We start from the raw sequence: 20686 nt of genomic DNA, 5'->3' as shown, positions 1-20686 counted from the left end.
CGCCGCCTCGGTCGCGGCAACGTTTCAGGGGAGATCGCGATCGGGTTGGTTCACGAAGATCAAGACGGCGAGCACGGAGACATAAAACCGGAATGCCGCCTGCTGACCGTTCCAAGCCGGCGACTCCCACATCGCAAACCACTCGCCGCCCACCACCATGAAGCCGAAGAACCAGATCAGAAACGCGAGCGTGGATGCGGCAACAGCATAGCGTTTCGCGTCATTGAATGTTTCGGCGGAGGCGCGACGCACGCGCCACAACGCCGCCGCCCCCGCAACGAACAAAATACCGGTCAACGCCTCGGTTGTGATGATGGCGGCATACGCGATCTGCCAAAGCAGCGGTTCTGCTATCGCCCGATACTTGAGAGCGCTGGCAGTCGGTGTCGTGTCCATGCTCAGAACGTGCTGCACAAACACGTAATTCGTTTCGTAATCCGTGATGTTGTTGAATGCGACCAGCAGGCAAAACAGGCCCAGCACGAAACACATTATAATTTTCGCGTATCGCGTCGTTAGCATGCGCTCGTCCCCAAAAGTCGCCTCGCCGGCCGTTTCAGGCCGGATTCAAATACGTCAATCCTCTCAGGACCAAAAGACAGACATGCTTAAATAAGTATATATACGGTCAGCAAATCGTCTCCATTCGGATCATTTTTACTGCCGGTTTAATATCTAATTTAGAAAATATGCGATTATTAATTTATATATCGAATGTAACCTTCCACGCAGACAATTTTGCTTGCGTGGGTACCAATGTCCTCCCAACCCGTCGAACGCCGAACCACATTTGCCCGCGGCGCGAAGATCCGCGCCGTACAGCCGCCGCCGTCGGAGCTTCCGAGCGCCGAGCAAACAGACGCCGAGACCTTAGCCGACGATAAATTTACGGCAACCGCTCAACTCGCGTATCTCGAGTCAGTCGTAAACGAATGGCAGGCGCCGAACGCCGCGCCGTCTCCTGCAGCGGATGCGGAGCCACCCGCTGACACGCCTCCGAAGCTGTCATCGCGACCCGCCGTCAGGTCGATGACGCTACTGAAATCTTTCGTTGCCGTCGCCGCCGCGATCGCGCTCGGATGGTTTCCTGTTCAGCGACTTCTTGCCACGACCAGCGCCGAAGCCGTCGTGAACGCCCGCATCATCACGATAAGGGCGCCGATCGAAGGTGAAGTAACGATGGCGCAAAACGGCACGGATATCGGCAGTCCTTTTCGCGCCGATCAGAATATCCTGACGATCCGCAACACCCGCGCCGATTCAGTGCATCTGACGAACCTGCAGCGGGATCGAGACCAACTGCGCACGAACATTGGCGCACTCGAAGCTAAGAAAAATCTGCTTCGCAGCAGCCTGGAAGAGCTCAATGCCCAGCAAGAGCGATTTCGCGTCGGGCGCATCGCTCAGCTTGAGCAGCGCGTGCGGGAAGCAGATGCCAATATCGCTTCGGCACAGGCCCAATACGCGGTTGCTTCCGAAGCGCTCAAACGAGCAGCTGCATTGCGAAAGACCGACGCTGCCAGCCAAGCGTTCCTCGATAAGGCCCAAGGCGAAGCTCATGTAACTGAGCAAGCCATCCAGGCGCAAATCGAGCACAAGAAGGGCATTCTCGTCGAACTTAATGCCGCAAAAAATGGAACCTACGTCGGCGACAGCTATAACGACACACCGCAATCGGCGCAGCGTAAAATGGAAGTTTCCCTTGAACTTTCCGACGTTCAGGCTCGCCTCGATGGTAGTCAAATTCAGCTCGCCGCAATAGACGCTTCGATTGCCGCCGAACAAGCCCGTCAGGCGGAATTGGCGAAAGCCGATATTCACGCCAGCGTCAATGGACGAGTCTGGGAAATGCTCACCGCCCCGGGCGAGCACGTCAACGCTGGACAGGATTTGATGAAGCTCCTCGATTGCGGAAGCGCCATCGTCACGGCCAGCGTCAGCGAGACGGCCTACGAGCGCCTTTCGATCGGCCAACCGGCGACGTTTACGCCCCGCGATGGCGGCCCTGAGTTGCACGGCATCGTGGTCGGCTTGAATGGTCTCGCTGCAGTCGAATCCAATACTGCAATCCAGCAGAGCGCCCTCTCGCGCGAGCCCTATCACGTCAGCCTCAAGTTTCCCGAACTGTCGAAGAGCTTCGATTGCAGGGTTGGCCGCTCCGGCCTCGTGAAATTCGCCGACGGCGGCAGCGTCTTCGCTGGAAGCCTCTACTGACGGACCGCACAATGAGCGCCGCTGCAGGAATGGGATATGCCGACGCGCTGTTACCGGCGCTGATTGTTGCCCTACTGGCGACAGCCATCCTGCCGTGGGTCAATCGCAACAACACGATCATCCGAACCTGCGCCATTCTTTTCGGCATCGCACTTGGCTGGCGATATATGTCATGGCGCATTTTCGATACCCTTCCCTCGGCAGACGATCCCCTCAATTTCACCACCGGCATTATTTTCACAGCCGTCGAAACGCTGACAATGATTGGCGCGACCATCTCCCAATTGTTCCTGACGCGCACGCGCAATCGCTCGCGCGACGCCGATCGCAACATCCCGCGGTTGCTGGCTCAGCGCGATCTGCCTAAAGTCGATGTCCTCATATGCACTTATAATGAAGACGAAAGCATTCTCGAGCGCACCATCATCGGCTCGCTCGCATTGACGTATCCGAATTTCCGCGTCTGGGTCTGCGACGACGGACGCCGCGCCTGGCTGAAAGCGCTCTGCGAGCACCATGGCGTCGGTTACATCACTCGCGAAGAAAATTCCCACGCCAAAGCCGGCAACATCAACTCCGCACTGAAAAAGCTCGCCAAGCTCGACGAAAAGCCCGACTTCGTATCGATTCTGGATGCGGATTTCGTACCACTGCCCTCATTTCTGACACGCGCTGTATCGCTGGCGCTCGATGCCGACGTCGGCGTCGTCCAGACGCCTCAGCATTTCTTCAATCCCGACCCGGTGCAAAGCAATCTCGCGTTGACGCGCGTCTGGCCGGATGAGCAGCGCTTTTTCTTCGATATCGTCATGGCCTCGAAGGACGCCTGGAACGCCGCCTTCTGCTGCGGAACGTCCTCAGTCATTCGCTTCGACGCACTACAACGCATTGGTGGCTTTCCAACTGATTCCGTCACCGAAGATTATCTCCTCTCTCTCCGCCTGCGCGAAAAGGGCTTCCGGACCGTCTACTTGAACGAAGCCCTGTCACTGGGCTTAGCACCCGAGGGGCTCGCCGAATATAGCGGCCAGCGCAGCCGCTGGGCCTTGGGTTTCGTTCAAATCTGCCGCGGCCCGAGCGGACCGCTACGCCTCGGGAACAAATTGCCGATCGTCGATCGCATCATGCTCTGCGAGACGTTCCTGCATTGGTCGGCGACCCACCTCTTTCGACTTCTCGGTGTGATTGTGCCGGCTCTCTATCTGCTGTTTGGGATCGAGGCCGTCCACGCAAACGTCATTGATGCGATCTGGTATCTGGCGCCGTTCCTCGTCGCACAGTGGGCGATCTTCACGTGGTTGACGGAAGGCCGCGTGCTGCCGCTGATGACGGACCTCTATCAGATGCTCTGCTCCATGGACGTCTTGAAAGCGGTCGTCTCCGGCCTCTTGAAGCCGAAAGGCCAGAAATTCAAAGTGACGGCAAAGGGCGGCGATCGAAGTCGGCATTTTGTCCAGTGGCCGCTGCTGCGCATCTTCGGAACCCTCCTCGCCATCACGATGCTCGGCATTGCCAACGCGTTTCTTATGGATCAATCGCGCCCGCTTGCAGAGTCGAGCGCCATCGCACTTTTCTGGAGCTGGTATAACATCGTCGTGCTCACGCTCTGCTGCTACGTCTGTAGCGAGCAGCAACAGCGGCGCGCCGGTCAACGCTTCGAGATGGACCTTCCTGTTCGGTTGTCGGCGAAAACTTCGAGCGCCGTCTATCGCGCATCCGATATATCTGTCAGCGGCATGCATCTTCTCGGCAATGCGCCGCTTCCGATCGGTAGTACTGTCAACGCCCACTTCGCCGGCATCGACGTCGACGCCCACATCCGCCGATCGACGACAAACGGCTTCGGACTGGAATTCGAGCTGACGGAGCAAACGAAAGCTCAGGTCCTTCAGCTCATCTTTTCAGGCAAAGCGTCGACGGCCGTTACCCAAATCAAGCCGCACCTCGTCGCCAAGGCGCTCGCCGCGCGCGTGTTCAGGTAGCGATCAGGTCTTGAAACAGCGCTATCGTCTCCGATAATCGAGACAATTGCGGATAATCGGTGCACAAACGGCATCTTTGCGGCCCCAGGAACTCGTCGCGCCCGCATAGGAGACCTCGGCGACCTTGCCGCCTGAGAAGCGGAACTGGACGCGGCAATAGCCGCTGTTGGGGTCCGAGAGTTGCGCTCCTGCCAGCGGTATGACCGGCTGAACCGTGAAGCCGCCGGTCGCCTGTCCGTGTTCGTACATCCAGATCTTGCCGCCGGGTATGCTGTCCTCGCTCGTCGGATGCCCGGCGCACATCAAAACGTCCCGCTCACGAAGTCCGACCAGTTCCGACTTCCCACGCAAAGCAATGTCGGCGTTTTCGATCGCGCATCCCCACAGCAGCTGACAGAACGCGAGACAAGCTGCGGGAAAAACCAAGCGTCCCCGCATCACGGCTCCCGGCAAAAAAGAATCGACTCAATTCGCCAAGAATAGCAGCACATGGCATCACGCAATTGCGACAAGCCGCACCAGAAAACCTCCCGCAGAGCAGAGGCGAGCAAGATGCAGAACACAGAAGCTCGCCACGGACACAGCAATTGTCCCGGAGGCCTGAAATCATCGCACCGTCGATTGCGAGCGACGCGGGGTCATACCGTCAGTCCATCTGGCGCTCCCGGGTGATACGCAACACGATGCGAGCCTGCCTGCTCTGGATGCCTCAACTGCCGGATAAAGCGCCATCGTGCGGTGCATTCATGCATAACCTAAGCTCCGATCATCCCTCGCCGATCCCGCACTTGCGCCCAACGCGAAAGCCTTTACCGGCGCTGAAATTCCGGACTAGATTTGAAGCGGCTCTACGCTTCCAGGAAGGTTCGGCGCAATGGCAACGCAGGCAATCGTCAAGACAACGTGTCCCCGGGACTGTTACGACGCGTGCGGCATAATCGTAAAAATGGCGAGCGACGGCGAGGTATCGGTTGTCGGCGATCCCAATCACGACATGAGCCGCGGCAAGCTTTGCGGCAAGTGCTCGATTGCCTACAACGGCGTGTGGCGCAGCAAGACGGATCGGCTAACGACTCCGTTGAAGCGCGTCGGCCCGAAAGGATCGGGACAGTTTGCCGAGGTCTCCTGGGATGAGGCCATATCGGAGATCGCGCAACGGCTGCAGAGCATTATCGCGACCGACGGCGGCCAAGCCATCCTGCAGACCCATTACACTGGAACGTGCTCGCTGATCGCCGGGCTGTTTCCGCTGCGTTTCTTCAATCGCATCGGAGCGACTGAAGTCGATCCCGACACCGTCTGCAACAAGGCGGGCCACGTCGCGCTTCAACTCGCGTTCGGGGAATCGACCCGCGGCTTCGACCCGCGCACGGTCAGTTCCAGCAAATGCGTCTTGATCTGGGGGGCGAACCCGTCAGCCTCAGCGCCTCACGTCCATGAGCACTGGTTGGCGCGCAGCGGTGTCCCAACGATCGTCGTCGATCCGATCCGCCACGCTACGGCTGAAGCGGCCGACATTCATCTCCAACTCTTTCCCGGCACCGACGCGGCGCTTGCCTTCGCGATGCTCGCCGTCATCAAATCGGCCGGAAAGCTCGACCGCGATTTTCTTGCACGCCATTGTATCGGCTGGGACGACATCGAACCGCAACTCGACGCTTGCACATTGAGTTGGGCGGAGGCAACGACCGGCGTTCCTGCGGCCCTCATCGAAAAAGCGGCGCTGCTCTACGCTGACGGCCCATCGCTACTATGGATGGGACAAGGCTTCCAGCGCCAGACATTCGGCGGCAACGCCATGCGTTCGGTCGGCCTGCTGCCACCAGCGACAGGCAACATCGGAAAGCTCGGCGCCGGTTTCCTCTATCTCAACGGCTGGGACGCCCGAGGCGTCGACGGCGGTTATCTTTCCGCTTCGCATCTCAACGCCGATCCCCAATCCGTCAGCCATATGGATCTCGCGGCGCGGCTCGAAAGCGGCGAGACGAAAGCGCTCTTCACCTGGAATAACAACATCGCGGCCTCGAGCCCGGAGCAGGCGCGATTGCGCCAGGCGCTTAGGCGCGAGGATCTTCTCCAAGTCACGGTCGATCTATTCCAGACCGATACGGCCGACTACGCGGATTTCGTTCTGCCCGCGGCGAGTTTTCTGGAATTCGACGATGTCGTCATGTCGTATTTTACCCATTCCGTCTCGGCACAGGTCGCAGCCCTTCCGCCGCTAGGAGACGCGCTCCCCAATCAGGAGATCTTCCGGCGCCTTGCGGCTGCAATGGGTCTCACCGATCCTGAACTGCGTGAAACCGATGACGCCATCATCGAAACGATTCTGAGCCAAGCGCGCCCTGGACTCGATTTCAAAACACTTGCAGCCGCAGGCACGATGTACGTGCCGGAAGCCCCGATCGTTCAGTTCGCATCCCACGACTATCGCACGCCGTCAGGAAAGGTCGAAATGACCGGCGCGCAATTTGTCGAGGCCGGATTGCCATCAGCCCCTGCCCCACTATCGGAGCGCCGTCCGGCTCTGGGTGAATACCGCATGCTGTCGCCCGCCTCCGAATGGCTCATGAACAGCAGCTACGCCAATGACGGCAAGATCGCCCGCCGTCTGCAAATGTGCGAAGCTTGGCTCAATCCCTCCGACGCCGAAACGATCGGCGTCAAATCCGGGAACCGGTTGCAGGTGAGCAGCAAGACCGGCTCCATCGAGTTGAGTGTTGGCATTTCATCGGCGGTTCCAGCGGGCGTGCTGCTGGCGCCCAAAGGCCAATGGCCGAAAGCATCAGCCTCCGGAGCCAATATCAACGTCCTCAACCCCGGAGAAAAAGCCGACCTCGCTCAAAGCTGCGCCGTGCACAGCATCAACGTCACGCTGGCGAAGTCCCAGATCGCGACTTGACCCCTGCGCCGAAGGAAAGGAGACGCCCTAGGCGTCTTCTTCCAATGTCGTCTGCGCAATTTCCGTTGCGCCGCCGTTGAAGTAGGCGGCGACGAAGTGCCCTGCCGCCACGGCCAGGATGCAAAGCACGACGGACAACCCAATGTTGACCGCAGCGCGTCCGATAGCGCCCGAGCGGAGGAGATCGAGTGTCTGCAGACTGAATGACGAAAAAGTTGTAAAGCCCCCGCAAATCCCCACCATCACGAACAGGCGGAATTCTTCGCTGACCGGATAACGCCCATGCGCCAGGGTCAGCGTGCCGAAAAAGCCTATGATAAATGACCCGGCAATATTGATAAGGATCGTGCCCCACGGCAGCGTGCCGCTGATCGGAAGGGCAAGATACGACCCGGCATACCGACACAAGGTCCCGATAGCTCCGCCGAACATAACGACCAGACATGTCGTGAAATTCATTTGAGGCTCCTCTTCAGCATTTCAGCCAACGGCCGTCTCCCGTCGGAAACGGCTATCGTAGGAGTCATCAGCCACAATGGCGGTTATCGGGGGAACCCCATCCCCATCGCTTACTCAAGTACACGATTTTCCGGGCGGCCCAAACTAGCTTGTGTGCGTCACGAGTGCATCGGCGTTTGACAACCTCAGCCAAGTCGCGTCGCATCCCGCCAACGCTTGCAAATAATTAAGGTTCTGGCCACCCTCCGGAAATGTGCCTCGCGCCACCCTCGACGAAATGAGGAGCCACACGGCCTTGCGGATGGTTCAAAACCGCAGCTGGGCCGCTGAGGATGCAAAGCAACCGTGATGTGGAATTGTGATGCGGAATGATACGCGCTCGCGCCTGAGCGCGATTTGGCAACTGACGACGCCCTACTTCTTCTCGAAAGATTCGGGTGTCGTTCGCATCAGCTCCCGACTGAAATTCACCGTTGCGGAACGCTGGATCGGCGGCAGCCTTCTCTTGGTCGTCCTCGCCATCGAATTCGGCCAGGTTGGGCTGTCCGTCCTGCTCAACAGCTGGAACGCCGAGTTCTACAACGCGCTTCAGACGAAAAACGTCGGCGCCTTCTGGCACCAGCTCGCCATATTCTCGGTGATCGCCGCGGCCTTCATTATCTCGTCGGTTTATCAGCTCTATCTCAATCAATGGCTGCAGATCCGGTGGCGGCGCTGGATGACCGAGCGCTATGTTCACCGCTGGCTCCAGAACAGCACCCACTACCGCATGCGTCTTCGCGGCGAGGCAGCCGACAACCCCGACCAGCGTATCGCTGAGGACATCGCACTTTATATCGGACGAACGCTCTCTCTCGGCATTGGCTTCCTGTCGTCGATCACGAGCCTCGTTTCATTCAGCATCATACTGTGGGGAATTTCAGCCGAGGTCCCGCTGCAGATCGCAGGATATCACATCGGCGCCCATGGTTATCTCGTCTGGCTCGCAGCCATATTCGCGCTCGTGGCCAGCGTCGGAGCGCATCTCATCGGCCGCACATTGGCGAGCCTCAACTTTAGTCGCCAGCGGCGCGAAGCCGATTTTCGCTTCGGCTTGGTGCACCTTCGCGAAAACTCCGAACAGATCGCATTGCTGCGCGGCGAGAACGCCGAGCGCAATATCCTGCGCGATCGTTTCTCCGATATCGTAACCAACTGGCACGACATCATGCGGCGCCAGAAATTTCTGACATTCTTCACGACTGGATACAATCAGATCGCCGTCGTGCTGCCGTTCCTCATCATGGCCCCGCATTATTTCGCAGGCGCAATTATGCTCGGCGTCATGACGCAAACGGCTGGCGCGTTCGGCCAGGTGCAATCGTCGATGTCGTTCTTCGTCAATTCCTATACCGACCTGGCGGAATGGATCGCCGTCGTCGACCGGCTTTCCGGCTTCTCCGATCAGATGCAGCTCGCCTCGACGGCGAGCGAGACATCCGCCGTCTCGATGGGCACGACGAATGCCAACGGCGTGCTGAGCCTTGCCGGCATTTCGCTTGCAACGCCCGGCGGCAAGAAGCTGTTGAACTCGGTGAATCTCGATATCGAACCGGGCGAGTCGGTGCTCCTGATGGCTCCATCAGGCGCCGGCAAGACAACGTTGCTGCGCACCATTCTGGGCTACTGGCCTCACGCGACGGGTGAGATCCTCACCAGATCCGGCGCCCGCCTCCTCGCGCTCCCGCAAAAGCCCTATTTCCCGCTGGGCTCGCTCCATAGCGTGCTCACCTACCCGGCGACGGAAGCCCAGCCGTCGGACGAAGAAATCTCCGACATCCTAAAACTTACGGGCCTCGAACACCTGAAACCATCTCTTAACGTCGTCGAGCGCTGGAACAATATCCTCTCGGTCGGTGAGCAGCAGCGCATCGCGCTTGCCCGTGCCATTCTGCTCCGTCCGGATATCCTTTTCCTCGATGAGGCAACGTCTGCGCTCGATGAGGCCGCCGAAGCGCGCGTCCTGACCGCGATACGAAACAAGCTGCCCGATACGGCGATTGTTTCCATCGGCCATCGCTCGTCGCTGCTGCCGCTCCACGACCGCGTCGTTCACGTCTCCGCAAGCGCGAGCGACGAGGAGCAGGCGCTAGCGGTGCCGCCAAAGAGTGTTGCCGCCGCGGAATAACCTCATCCCCGAGCCGCGATCCCGAAACTCGGCGCCCCCTCCGAAAGCTGTCCAATCCGTAAGGGCAAAACGCGCACAAGTGCGTGAGGACGCCGTTGCTCGCCAAATGACAGCTCCCATCTCGTAACAGGGTGGCTAAGCGACGCATAGACTTCCATTAGCCACGATGCCCGAATGGGAGAATGACAATGAAACCGACCGGACAAAGCTTTTTCGGCATGTTTGCTGGCGTGTTGCTGTTTTCGCTTCTCTTTACGGAAATCGCGATCGCGGCGGTGCATTGAGGCGGCAACACTTCGCCGCTTCGCATCTGATCGCCCTTTCCTCTCTCCTCCCGCGAACGGCGCAGGCACAAGCGAGCCTGTGCCGTTTTGTTTTGCCGAATGAGCTTTTGGCTCCGCGGCACGACAGCAACTCCGGCATTTATGTTTTCTACATTCGGAGCAATTGCGCGAGTGTTCGTAAATCTTCCTTAGGTTTAAAACTTGGAAACCATCTCCCGCGCATCCTCTCGCCGAGGCTGATCCGGGCGGGGTAACGGCTCATCCATGCACCAATGAAGGAACCCGAGACCGACAACACACATGTGTAGCCGGTCCCGGTACGGTGCTGGTTGACTGCTCCCCGCTGCATAACCAGCGCCGGGCGGCGAGGCGGTGGTCGCCTCGCCCGCTGTGCAGCGGCAAGAGCTTAAACCAAACCATCTTGAGATTTGGTGAGCCTGCCGAGGAAACGTTCCGGTATGCCGCCGACGAACAATCCCATGGGCCATCTGCCCCATATACCTAGAGATTATGGAATGGGCGCCGATCGCACTTACCTCCAATGCATCGCTTTTAACAGCGCCGCCATCCAGTCAGGAATGAAACGGCGCTCGGGTGAATTGGAGATATGAAAATGAAAGTCGCAATCCTCGCAGTGGCGCTTCTGGTCTCTGGTGTTTCGGGCGCATTCGCATCGCCCCATTGCAACGGTGATTTCAAGACCTCCGGCACGGCACAGTGTTTCGTGATCCGGTAAAACCGCAAGATATAAGCCTACAAAAGAAGATGCATCTCGGAGGGGGAGCGCCGAAAGGCGCGCCCCTTTTCTTCATTCTCGCCGACGTAGGCGCAAAACGGGCACGTCATTAAACACACGTATAGCTGGTCTTTCCAAACGTATGGCCAACAGCGCCAAAGGTTAAATAGCTGAGCCGCTGAGTGCTCTTTTATATCTTGGCAAGAGCCGAGATGGAGATGTGGACTATGTTGACCGCAGCCACCGACGTCGTCGCAACCGAGGCGGCGCCCGAAACGATGCACGTAAGGGCGCACGAGACAGCGAAGTCTGAAAGCCTGGTCCCGACGGCAAGGGAAACGATTGCGCCCGCGCCGAGCGCTTTGCCCGATCAAGATCCTGCAAACACGGCTGGAAAATCGCATCATTGGCTCCCCTTCGGTCCGCGACACATTCTTATCGCTGTTGTTGCTGCGGCAGTTATCGGCAGCGGCATTTATGCCGGCTGGAAATATTGGACCGAGTGGCGCTTTGAAGTCTCGACCGACGACGCATACGTGCAAGCTGACGTCGTCGCCATCGCTCCACAAGTATCCGGCGATATCGCCGCTCTGTACGTCGACGATAATCAGCGCGTCAAAGCCGGCCAAGTCCTCGCAATCATTGATCAGCGCGACTACAAAGCGGCCGTCGATCAGGCGAAAGCCGGCGTCAAACAGGCGGAAGCGGCCATTGCCACCGACCAGGCTCAGATCGGAGAGCAGCAAGCCATCGTGAGCGAAGCCGAGGCGACCATCAAGGCTGACGAAGCGACCGAAAAATACGCCCAACAGAACAATCAGCGGTTCGGCACACTCGCAAACGAAGGCTACGGTTCCGTTCAAGACGAGCAACAGGCGGCCTCGCAAATCGGCACGGCACAGGCGACGCTTGCGAAAGATAAGGCGGCACTGGAAGCAGCCAAAAAACAGATTGCGACGTTGACGGCCGAACTCAAGCAAGCACGGGCCATGCTTTCGCAGAACGATGCGACGCTTGAACAGGCGGAGATCAACCTCGGCTACACGACGATTACCTCACCTGTGGATGGCATCATCGGCGATCGCACAGTGCGGGTCGGTCAGTATGCCCAACCCGGAACCGAGCTGCTCGCGGTCGTACCGCTCAACAAGGCTTACGTCATTGCCAACTTCAAGGAAACGGAACTCGCTGATGTCCGCCCAGGGCAGCCGGTCACGATTGCCGTGGACACATTCGACGACAACACCGTGCAGGGTTATGTCGGCAGCATCGCTCCGGCGAGTGGCCAGGAGTTCGCACTTCTCCCACCGGACAACGCCACGGGAAACTTCACGAAAATTGTCCAGCGCATCCCGGTGAAGATCTACATTGACCCGAACGATCCGTTTGCCGACAAGCTGCGTCCCGGCATGTCGGTCATCACAACGATCGACACACGCCACAAAACGCCGGCGTCAAAAACCGCAGCAAAGCAAGCGTCATGAGCGAAGCTCCGACCAGCCCCGACAGCGAGCGGGCCTCCCTACGGACGTGGATCGCGGTCTCTGGATGCATGTTGGGCGCACTTATCGCCGTCCTCGATATCCAGATCGTCAATTCGTCCCTGCCTGAAATCGAAGGCGGCATCGGCACCGGCGTCGACAATGGAACCTGGATCTCGACCTCATATCTGATCGGCGAAATCATCATGATCCCGCTGACGGATTACCTCAGCCGCGTGTTTGGCTTCCGCCGCTTCCTGTTGTCGAACGTCGTGCTGTTCCTCATCTTCTCAGTCGCCTGCGCCTTTGCGGGCAATCTCGGCACCATGATCGTGATGCGCGGCTTCCAGGGCTTCACCGGCGGCGTCATGATCCCGATGGCCTTCACGGCCGTGTTGACAAAGCTACCTGAAAGCCAGCGCCCCATCGGCTTGGCTGCATTCGCGCTCACCGCCACGTTCGGCCCCGCGATCGGCCCGACCATCGGCGGCATTCTCACCGAACAATACGGCTGGCCCTATATCTTCTTCGTCAATCTTGTTCCCGGCGCGGTAATGCTATCACTGCTTTATCCGACGCTCGATCGTCAACCGATGCAGCTTCGCCTTTTGCGAGAAGGCGATTGGTTCGGCATCGCGACAATGGCAATCGGTCTCGCCTGCCTGCAAACCGTCTTGGATGAAGGCAACAAGGACGATTGGTTCGGCTCGCCATTCATCGTGCATCTTGCCATCATCTCGGCGGTCATGCTGACGATCTTCGTCGTCATCGAACTCACCGTCGAGAAGCCCGCCGCGCAACTTCGCCTGCTCACTCGACGGAGTTTCGGCCTCGGAACGTTGGCGAATACGCTCGTCGGCTTCGCGCTGTTCGGATCGATCTACGTGCTTCCCGCGTATCTCGACGAAGTCCAGGGCTACAACGCTCAGCAGATTGGCCTCGTGCTCGCATCGGCCGGACTTCCGCAGCTGCTCATCATTCCATTCGTCCCCTTCCTCTTGAAGCGTTTCGATGCCCGCTTGATCGTTTGCACAGGCCTCAGCATCTTCGCAGTCAGCTGTTTCATGAATACGCATTTGAGTTTCAACGACGCGGGACAGCAGTTTTTCTATACCAACATCGTACGCGCCCTCGGCCAGGCGATCCTACTTTCGCCACTCTCAGTTCTGGCGACGAACAGCGTGGCTCCAAAAGAGTCCGCAGCTGCGTCAGGATTATTCAACATGCTGCGCAGCCTCGGAGGCGCAATCGGCACGGCCGCGCTGGCGACCATCATCACCAAGCGCGAGCAATTTCATTCCAATATCATCGGTCAGTCGGTCACGCCTTACAATCTGACGGATCAATCCTTCCTCACCCGCATGCAGCACTATTTCGAAGCGCACAGCTTGCCGGACCCCGGACGCGCCTACCATCAGGCAGAAATTCTGCTTGGAAATCTCGTCGCCCAACAGTCGCTGATCATGGCCTTCTCCGACGCGTTCTATGTCATGGCCGTCGTCCTTGTGGTAGCGGCGATTGCCGTCGTCTTCATGAAGGCGCCGGAAGTTCACCAACCGGCTCTCACAGCGACCGCCAGCCGATAGCTCTCGGAATATCGAGAGTGACATAAGTTTTTGCCGCAAATTTCGTCAGCGTCAGTTGCGAAAATAACTGCAAGCTTCGCAACAGCCTCGGACGGACCGTGCTGCCGTTTCATGCAACCCCAAAAAGTCTACGGACCGATCAAACAAAAAAGAATCTCGCGCATTCGTATTGCGCTCAAAGCGACAACCCCACATAAATCTCAGCGGGACTTGGGGGAAATGGCATGAGCAAAAGCAAGACCGCGTTGATTTCCGGTGTCACCGGTCAGGACGGCGCCTACCTTGTGCGCTTTCTTCTCGATAAGGGTTACGTCGTCCACGGCATTAAGCGACGATCGTCCTCATTCAACACCCAACGCGTCGACGAAATCTATCAGGATCCTCATGAGGCGAGCACGTCGTTCTTCATGCACTATGGCGACCTGACGGATTCAACCAACGTCATCCGCCTCGTCCAGGAAACCCGGCCCGATGAAATCTATAATCTCGCCGCACAAAGCCACGTCCAGGTAAGTTTCGAGACGCCGGAATACACAGCAAACGCCGACGCCGTCGGCGTGCTGCGTTTCCTCGAAGCGCTCCGCATCCTCAAGCTCGAGAATTCAGTGCGTTTCTATCAGGCCTCCACATCTGAGCTTTACGGTAAAGCCCAGGAAACGCCGCAGAGAGAAACGACGCCATTTTATCCGCGTTCGCCTTATGGCGTGGCCAAACTTTATGCCTACTGGATCACCGTCAACTACCGTGAAGCCTACGGTATGCATGCTTCGAATGGCGTCTTGTTCAACCATGAAAGTCCGCTCCGCGGCGAAACTTTCGTAACCCGAAAGATCACACGCGCCGTTGCCCGCATCGCCGCTGGTTTGCAGTCCGCACTTTATCTCGGCAATCTGGACGCCAAACGCGATTGGGGCCACGCGAAAGACTACGTCGAAGGCATGTGGATGATGGTCCAAAACGAAAAGCCCAGCGACTACGTGCTAGCAACGGGAGAATCCCATTCCGTTCGCGAATTCGTTGAGCTAGCATTTGCCGAAGTCGGCAAGACCATCGCCTGGAAGGGCCGCGGTGTCGATGAGATCGGCTACGATGTCAAAACCGGTGGCGAGTTGGTTCGCATTGATCCGCGCTATTTTCGTCCGACAGAAGTCGATCTCTTGCTCGGAGATCCGAGCAAGGCCCGCAACGAACTAGGCTGGCACCACAAGGTCGGCTTCCAGGAGCTCGTTAAAGAAATGGTCGCCGCCGACCTCGCGCTCCTCGAACGCGAAAGCTGGCGCAATAGCCTCAACGAATAGTAAGTGCGAAGACCATGCGAGGAAGCGATGTCTTTTGATCTCACCAACAAGCGCGTATTCGTCGCCGGCCACCGCGGCATGGTCGGATCAGCGATTCTTCGTCTGCTACAGAACGAAAACTGCATCATCCTGACGGTTGGTCGCGACCAGATCGATCTCCGCGATCAAGCGCGCGTCAGAGAGTGGTTCAATCGCGAAAAGCCGGATGCCGTATTTCTTGCGGCAGCAAAAGTCGGCGGCATTCTCGCAAACGACACCTACCCGGCGGAATTTCTCTACGACAATCTCGCCATCGAAATGAACGTTATCGACGCAGCCTTCCGCAGCGGCGTCGAGAAGCTTTTGTATCTCGGTTCCTCATGCATCTATCCGAAGTTCGCGCCGCAGCCGATCCCGGAACGCGCCCTTCTGACAGGAAGTTTGGAGCCGACGAACGAATGGTACGCCATCGCCAAGATCGCCGGGTTGAAACTCTGCGAAGCCTATCGCCGTCAGTATGGCGCCGATTTCGTCTCGGCGATGCCGACCAATCTCTACGGCCCGGGCGATAACTATGATCCGCTCAAAAGCCATGTCATCCCGGCACTTTTACGCAAAGTACATGACGCGAAGAAGTCCGGCGCCGAGGAAATGACAATCTGGGGCTCGGGTACACCGCGACGCGAATTTCTTCACGTCGATGATGCTGCTAGCGCCGTTGTGCATCTGATGAAAGTCTATTCAGGTGCTGAGCATGTCAATGTAGGCACAGGCGAGGACATCACCATTCTCGACCTGGCGCGCTTGGTATGCGACGTCGTCGGCTTCAACGGCAAGATCGTCACCGATCCGACGAAGCCCGACGGCACGCCGCGCAAGCTGCTCGACGTCTCCAAGCTGAAGGCCACGGGCTGGACGCCGCGCTACGGCCTGCGCGACGGCCTCACCGAAGCCTACAACTGGTTCAAGGACAACGAGGCGACCGCGCGGTTGACGGCCTGATCGCGGCCCGCACCTATTCCGCAGCCGCAGGAACAGCCGTCGGCGTCTGTTTCGCCACGGCGGCACGCGAACCAAACCAAATCGACAGCGCCGGCAGAACGAGCAGTGTCAGCAGCGTTGCGCTCAACAACCCGCCAATGACGACCGTCGCCAGCGGCCGCTGCACTTCCGCCCCCGTTCCCGTTGCAAGCGCCATCGGTAAAAACCCGAGCGACGCGACAAGCGCCGTCATCACGACAGGCCGCAAACGGGCCAGCGCGCCCTGGCGTATTGCTTCCGCCGCCGGCAATCCCGCCGCCATCAGTTGCTTGATGTATGTCAGCATGACGAGCCCGTTGAGAACCGCGACACCCGATAACGCGATAAAGCCGACCGCCGCCGAAACCGAGAACGGCATGTCGCGAAACCAAAGAGCAATGACGCCGCCGGTCAAAGCGAGTGGGACAGCGCTGAATACCAGGATGGCATCTCGCGGCGAGCCGAGGGCGGAATAGAGCAGCAGAAAAATCAGCAGAAAACACGCGGGCACAACGACGGCGAGACGCTGCTGCGCTGCAGCCATATTTTCAAACTGGCCGCCCCAGGCAATGTAATAGCCCGTCGGCAGCTTCACCTCTTCTGTGACCTTCGTTTGTGCCTCCGCGACGACGGACGCGATATCGCGCCCGCGCACGTTTGCCGTCACGACGATGCGCCGCTTGCCATTCTCGCGTGAGACCTGGTTCGGTCCCTCCGTCACGGCAAAGCTCGCAACTTGTTCCAGCGGAATGGTGGCAATGCGCCCTGCGCTGTTCGGCGGTAACGCAACAGGAATGTGCTTCAGCTTTTCGAGATCCGCGCGCATCGCATCCGGCAACCGGACGACAACCGGAAACTGCCGATCGCCTTCGAAAATCACCCCAGCAGAACGCCCGGCCATCGCCGCGCCAATCACCTCTTGCACGGCGAACGCGCTCAACCCGAACCGCGCAATTTCGTTCTTCTTCAGCTTGATCTCAAGGAATGGCAGACCTTGCGCCTGCTCAATGCTTACGTCCGTCGCGCCGTCCGTACCGCGCAGGATTTTGGCAATCGCGTTGGCGCCATCCAGCATCGGGCCGAATTCGTCGCCGAAAACTTTAACGGCGAGATCGCCACGCGAGCCCGCAAGAAGTTCATTGAAGCGCATCTGAATTGGTTGCGAGAACGCAAAGTTATTTCCTAGAAGCTTTTCGAGCTTCTCCTGAATTTGCCCAACGAGCGCTTGCTTGCTAAGCGAAGGATCAGGCCATTCCGATTCCGGCTTCAGAATAATAAACGTATCCGAAACGTTCGGCGGCATCGGATCGGACGCAACCTCGGCAGTGCCCGTCTTGGAATACACAAGCGAAACCTGCGGAAACGAGCTGACGATTTTTTCGACTCTAAGCTGCATATCCTGCGATTGCGTCAGCGACGTACTCGGTATCCGCATCGCATGCATCGAGAGGTTCTTCTCATCAAGCGTTGGGATGAACTCTTGCCCGAGCCGTCCGAACAGCATCAGCGCTCCGGCGAAGAGCGCCACGCCCACCATGATCGGTAGCACAGGCCTGTTGAGCGTCGCGCGAAGCAGCGGCTCATACACACTCTTTATCGCCCGCACAGGCAAGCTCTCGGCCTCGACAACACGCCCGCTGATTGCAACGGCAATGGCCGCTGGAACGAATGTCAGCGACAGAATGAAAGCCGCGATGAGTGCCATGATAACGGTGACCGCCATCGGCTCGAACATTTTACCTTCGACGCCGGAAAACGTCAGCAGCGGCACATAAACTAGAATAATGATTGCCTGACCGTAGACAGACGGCTTGATCATCTCCTCCGCCGACTTGGTCACCGTTTCCAAGCGTTCATCGAGACTGAGCACGCGCTTCAAAACGTGCTGTCGCTCAGAAATCTGTCTCAGCGCATTCTCGACGATGATGACGGCACCGTCGACGATCAGACCGAAATCGAGCGCACCGAGGCTCATCAAGTTGGCGCTGATCTTCGCCTGTACCATCCCGGTCAGCGTCAGCAGCATGGCAATGGGTATGACCAGCGCCGCTATAACCGCCGCACGAATATTCCCGAGCAGAACGAACAGAACAATAACGACGAGAAGCGCACCTTCGAGCAGGTTCTTTGCGACCGTCGAAATGGTGGCATCGACCAGCACGGTCCGGTCAAGCACCGGTCGCAACGCAATGCCCGGTGGCAGCGACTTCGAAAGCTCGCCGATCTTTTTACTAACGGCCGACGACACTGTCCGGCTGTTCTCGCCGATCAGCATTAGCGCCGTGCCGACGACGGCCTCCTCCCCGTTAATGCTTGCGCTGCCGGTGCGCAACTCGCGGCCGATCGTAACCTGCGCGACGTCTTTAATCCTCACCGGCGATCCGCCACGTGTCGTCACGACGACGTTGCCGATATCGGGCATGTTTTCGAGCCGTCCGGTGCTGAGGACCGCAAGCCCCTCGCCGCTTTGCTCGAAAATGCCGGCTCCGCGGTTGACGTTATTTTTCTCAAGCGCTTCGACGATGTCGCCAAACGAAAGATTGAGGGCTGTCAGGCGTGCGGGATCCGCTTGCACGAGATACTGCTTCTCGTATCCACCGATAACGTCGACGCCAGCGATTCCGGGAACGCTCGCGATCTGCGGTTTAATGATCCAATCCTGGACCGTACGCAGATAGGCGCCACGCTCGATATCGTTGGTCAGACGTTGACCCTCGGGCGTCACATAAGAGCCATCGCTTTGAGGCCCGACCTCGCCCATCTGTTCGCTTTTGGACGCGAAAGCCACGGTCCACATATAGATCTCACCAAGACCGGTCGAAATCGGACCAAGGCTCGGCTTAGCATCAGCGGGCAGTCGCTCGTCCACTTCGCGCAAGCGCTCGCTGATTTGCTGGCGCGCGAAATAGATATCGGTGCTTTCGGTAAAGACCGCCGTGACCTGCGAAAAGCCATTGCGACTAAGCGAGCGTGTGTATTCAAGACCCGGTATCCCCGCAAGCGCCGTCTCGATCGGAAATGTCACCTGCTTTTCGATATCGAACGGCGGCAACGATGGCGCGACGGTATTGATCTGAACCTGATTGTTCGTGATGTCGGGAACGGCGTCGATCAGCAGCCGATTGAGCGACCACACGCCGTAGCTTGCGGCGAGCAGCGTCAGGAGAATGACGAGCCAACGACGGCGAACCGAAAATTCAAGCACCTGTGCAATCATCGGAACGTCCTCAATGGGAATGCGTAGCTTCGGATTTGCCGCTCTCGGCCTTAAGCAGGAACGTGTTCGTCGCCGCAACCGTCTCGCCCGGTTCAAGCCCGGCCACGATCTCAACAGACGAGCCATCGGTGCCGCCCACCGTCACTTTGCGCGCTTCGAAGCCGTGTTCGGTGCGGACATAAACAATCGTCTCACCCTTGACTGTCTGCAGCGCGGTTTTCGGAAGCTTCAGCCCAACCGGTTTCGTTCCAAAAAGAATGTCGGCGTTGACGAACGAACCCGGCCGCAGCGCCAGACCCTTATTCTCGACCGACGCGATGACGCGCGCCGTCCGCGTCTCCTCATTGATCATCGGGCTCGTAAAGATGATTTTTCCCGATGTCGTCTCGGCCGGATGGCTGCCACTGACCAGCACACTCTGCCCCTCCTTGATATCGGGAAGGTGACTGATCGAAACGGCAAGCTCGATCCACACCACCGAAAGATCGGCAATGGCATACAGCTCCTTGGCTTCGCCCTCGCGCCCGACGGGTGTTCCGAGATCGACAAGCTGCTCGACAATGCGCCCGCCGATCGGCGCGCGAATTTCGTAACGTTGCAGGTTCGTTGCAGATTGGCCGCGCTGCTTTAACGTTTGGATGTCCGCTTCGCTGACGCCCAGAGCAGCAAGCTTCTGATGCGCGACGCCTAATCGGACTTTCGCTTCGGTATCTGTAGCCTGCGCCCGCAAATAGCGCTGCTCCGCCGAAATCTGCTTCTCGTAGAGCGTTTTTTCACGATCAAAGAGCGTCTCTTGCAGGTTCGCGTTGACGAGCGCGTTGATGTATTCGCTCTTCGCATCGGCCACTTCCCGGCTGTCCAGGACGGCGACGACTTCATTCTTCGCGACGACATCGCCAAGCCGCTTCTTCAACTCCGCGACTGTGCCGACAACCTGCGCTGCAACGCGCCCCACGCGATTGCGGTCTGCGATCACCGTTCCCGGCACTGTCAGGCTCCGATCGAGCGCACCCGCTCCGGCTTCCGTCAACGCAATGCCTTCGGCATCGATCCGATCCTGCGAGACTTCGAGGCCCTCATGATGCTCGTGACCGGCTTCTTCGCCGTGCGCAGCATCCGATCCGTTTTCCTCGTTTACGGCCTCTCCACCGGCGTCATGTGCATGCCCCTCGTCATGCTGATGTCCGGCTTCCGAATGACCCTTGGTCTCCGCCGACGCGTGCGCCTTGGCGTCGCTTGAGATGGTGAAAAACCTGGAAAGGCCAGGTGCGAAAGTAGCCGCGCAAAGCACGGCCAGTGCCAGGACAGCGGCGCACAAGCGCACGCCACCAGCTATCAGCATTCGCTGCATATCGAAACAA

General features: G+C 58.5%; 14 protein-coding genes and 1 riboswitch. Of the genes, 9 read left to right on the top strand and 5 right to left on the bottom strand.

The features are described 5' to 3' along the window. Nucleotides 1-24: 24 nt before the first annotated feature. Nucleotides 25-522, bottom strand: coding sequence for a DUF2165 family protein (locus ACLB1Z_RS08855; RefSeq protein WP_409562975.1), 498 nt, complete (start codon nt 520-522; stop codon nt 25-27). Nucleotides 523-756: 234 nt separating this feature from the next. On the opposite strand from ACLB1Z_RS08855, the gene ACLB1Z_RS08850 reads away from it, so the two are divergent. Further along, the gene (locus tag ACLB1Z_RS08850) at nt 757-2214 is read left to right on the top strand and encodes an HlyD family secretion protein (protein WP_409562974.1); all 1458 of its coding nucleotides are present in this window, start codon (nt 757-759) and stop codon (nt 2212-2214) included. 11 nt (nt 2215-2225) lie between these two features. Continuing rightward, a complete protein-coding gene (locus ACLB1Z_RS08845) occupies nt 2226-4196 on the top strand; it encodes a glycosyltransferase (RefSeq protein WP_409562973.1) in 1971 nt (656 codons plus the stop codon). Between the two features lie 21 nt (nt 4197-4217). Here the strand turns inward: ACLB1Z_RS08845 and ACLB1Z_RS08840 are convergent, their stop codons facing one another. Then, on the bottom strand, nt 4218-4634 hold the full coding sequence (locus ACLB1Z_RS08840; RefSeq protein ID WP_409562972.1) for a hypothetical protein: 417 nt from the start codon (nt 4632-4634) through the stop codon (nt 4218-4220). 436 nt (nt 4635-5070) lie between these two features. Here ACLB1Z_RS08840 and ACLB1Z_RS08835 point away from each other — a divergent pair, with 436 nt between their 5' ends. Beyond that, on the top strand, nt 5071-7098 hold the full coding sequence (locus tag ACLB1Z_RS08835; RefSeq protein ID WP_409562971.1) for a molybdopterin-dependent oxidoreductase: 2028 nt from the start codon (nt 5071-5073) through the stop codon (nt 7096-7098). A 27-nt stretch (nt 7099-7125) separates the two neighbouring features. On the opposite strand, the gene crcB is transcribed toward ACLB1Z_RS08835, so the two are convergent. Next, nucleotides 7126-7557 carry a fluoride efflux transporter CrcB gene (gene crcB / locus ACLB1Z_RS08830; RefSeq protein WP_409562970.1) on the bottom strand — a complete coding sequence of 144 codons (432 nt, stop codon included), beginning with the start codon at nt 7555-7557 and terminating at the stop codon, nt 7126-7128. 51 nt (nt 7558-7608) lie between these two features. Beyond that, nucleotides 7609-7671: riboswitch (Fluoride riboswitch) on the bottom strand. 247 nt (nt 7672-7918) lie between these two features. Between crcB and ACLB1Z_RS08825 the strand changes: the two genes are divergently transcribed. The 6 genes from ACLB1Z_RS08825 to ACLB1Z_RS08800 all read left to right on the top strand — a co-directional run bounded on the left by ACLB1Z_RS08825 (nt 7919) and on the right by ACLB1Z_RS08800 (nt 16090). Then, the gene (locus ACLB1Z_RS08825; RefSeq protein WP_409562969.1) at nt 7919-9724 is read left to right on the top strand and encodes an ABC transporter ATP-binding protein/permease; all 1806 of its coding nucleotides are present in this window, start codon (nt 7919-7921) and stop codon (nt 9722-9724) included. A gap of 897 nt (nt 9725-10621) precedes the next feature. Further along, nucleotides 10622-10744: a hypothetical protein gene (locus ACLB1Z_RS08820; protein WP_256380112.1), complete on the top strand. Its 123-nt coding sequence runs from the start codon at nt 10622-10624 to the stop codon at nt 10742-10744. Nucleotides 10745-10971: 227 nt separating this feature from the next. Beyond that, on the top strand, nt 10972-12228 hold the full coding sequence (locus ACLB1Z_RS08815; RefSeq protein ID WP_409562968.1) for an HlyD family secretion protein: 1257 nt from the start codon (nt 10972-10974) through the stop codon (nt 12226-12228). Beyond that, complete coding sequence (locus tag ACLB1Z_RS08810) at nt 12225-13811, top strand: DHA2 family efflux MFS transporter permease subunit (protein WP_409562967.1); 1587 nt, start codon at nt 12225-12227, stop codon at nt 13809-13811. The genes ACLB1Z_RS08815 and ACLB1Z_RS08810 overlap by 4 nt, the downstream gene beginning before the upstream one ends. Nucleotides 13812-14035: 224 nt before the next feature. Further along, nucleotides 14036-15109 carry a GDP-mannose 4,6-dehydratase gene (gmd, locus tag ACLB1Z_RS08805; RefSeq protein WP_409562966.1) on the top strand — a complete coding sequence of 358 codons (1074 nt, stop codon included), beginning with the start codon at nt 14036-14038 and terminating at the stop codon, nt 15107-15109. 27 nt (nt 15110-15136) lie between these two features. Next, entirely contained in the window at nt 15137-16090 is a 954-nt protein-coding gene (locus ACLB1Z_RS08800) for a GDP-L-fucose synthase family protein (RefSeq protein WP_409562965.1), read from the top strand. Nucleotides 16091-16103: 13 nt separating this feature from the next. Here the strand turns inward: ACLB1Z_RS08800 and ACLB1Z_RS08795 are convergent, their stop codons facing one another. Together ACLB1Z_RS08795 and ACLB1Z_RS08790 are read right to left on the bottom strand one after the other, a co-directional pair. Then, a complete protein-coding gene (locus ACLB1Z_RS08795) occupies nt 16104-19325 on the bottom strand; it encodes an efflux RND transporter permease subunit (RefSeq protein ID WP_409562964.1) in 3222 nt (1073 codons plus the stop codon). 10 nt (nt 19326-19335) lie between these two features. Then, entirely contained in the window at nt 19336-20667 is a 1332-nt protein-coding gene (locus ACLB1Z_RS08790; protein ID WP_409562963.1) for an efflux RND transporter periplasmic adaptor subunit, read from the bottom strand. Nucleotides 20668-20686: the final 19 nt, after the last annotated feature.

Source organism: Hyphomicrobium sp. MC8b (assembly GCF_905067615.1).
Taxonomy (GTDB): domain Bacteria; phylum Pseudomonadota; class Alphaproteobacteria; order Rhizobiales; family Hyphomicrobiaceae; genus Hyphomicrobium_B.
Note: the sequence above shows the minus strand (reverse complement) of the source record. Positions and strands in the feature narration are given on the sequence as shown.

What these genes read in the sequence shown, in the direction of transcription:
- crcB (WP_409562970.1), bottom strand. Translation starts at nt 7,557, where the DNA reads ATGAATTTCACGACATGTCTGGTCGTTATGTTCGGCGGAGCTATCGGG.
- ACLB1Z_RS08855 (WP_409562975.1), bottom strand. Translation starts at nt 522, where the DNA reads ATGCTAACGACGCGATACGCGAAAATTATAATGTGTTTCGTGCTGGGC.
- ACLB1Z_RS08820 (WP_256380112.1), top strand. Translation starts at nt 10,622, where the DNA reads ATGAAAGTCGCAATCCTCGCAGTGGCGCTTCTGGTCTCTGGTGTTTCG.
- ACLB1Z_RS08815 (WP_409562968.1), top strand. Translation starts at nt 10,972, where the DNA reads ATGTTGACCGCAGCCACCGACGTCGTCGCAACCGAGGCGGCGCCCGAA.
- ACLB1Z_RS08790 (WP_409562963.1), bottom strand. Translation starts at nt 20,667, where the DNA reads ATGCTGATAGCTGGTGGCGTGCGCTTGTGCGCCGCTGTCCTGGCACTG.
- ACLB1Z_RS08840 (WP_409562972.1), bottom strand. Translation starts at nt 4,634, where the DNA reads ATGCGGGGACGCTTGGTTTTTCCCGCAGCTTGTCTCGCGTTCTGTCAG.
- ACLB1Z_RS08850 (WP_409562974.1), top strand. Translation starts at nt 757, where the DNA reads ATGTCCTCCCAACCCGTCGAACGCCGAACCACATTTGCCCGCGGCGCG.
- ACLB1Z_RS08810 (WP_409562967.1), top strand. Translation starts at nt 12,225, where the DNA reads ATGAGCGAAGCTCCGACCAGCCCCGACAGCGAGCGGGCCTCCCTACGG.
- ACLB1Z_RS08800 (WP_409562965.1), top strand. Translation starts at nt 15,137, where the DNA reads ATGTCTTTTGATCTCACCAACAAGCGCGTATTCGTCGCCGGCCACCGC.
- gmd (WP_409562966.1), top strand. Translation starts at nt 14,036, where the DNA reads ATGAGCAAAAGCAAGACCGCGTTGATTTCCGGTGTCACCGGTCAGGAC.
- ACLB1Z_RS08795 (WP_409562964.1), bottom strand. Translation starts at nt 19,325, where the DNA reads ATGATTGCACAGGTGCTTGAATTTTCGGTTCGCCGTCGTTGGCTCGTC.
- ACLB1Z_RS08825 (WP_409562969.1), top strand. Translation starts at nt 7,919, where the DNA reads ATGCGGAATGATACGCGCTCGCGCCTGAGCGCGATTTGGCAACTGACG.
- ACLB1Z_RS08845 (WP_409562973.1), top strand. Translation starts at nt 2,226, where the DNA reads ATGAGCGCCGCTGCAGGAATGGGATATGCCGACGCGCTGTTACCGGCG.
- ACLB1Z_RS08835 (WP_409562971.1), top strand. Translation starts at nt 5,071, where the DNA reads ATGGCAACGCAGGCAATCGTCAAGACAACGTGTCCCCGGGACTGTTAC.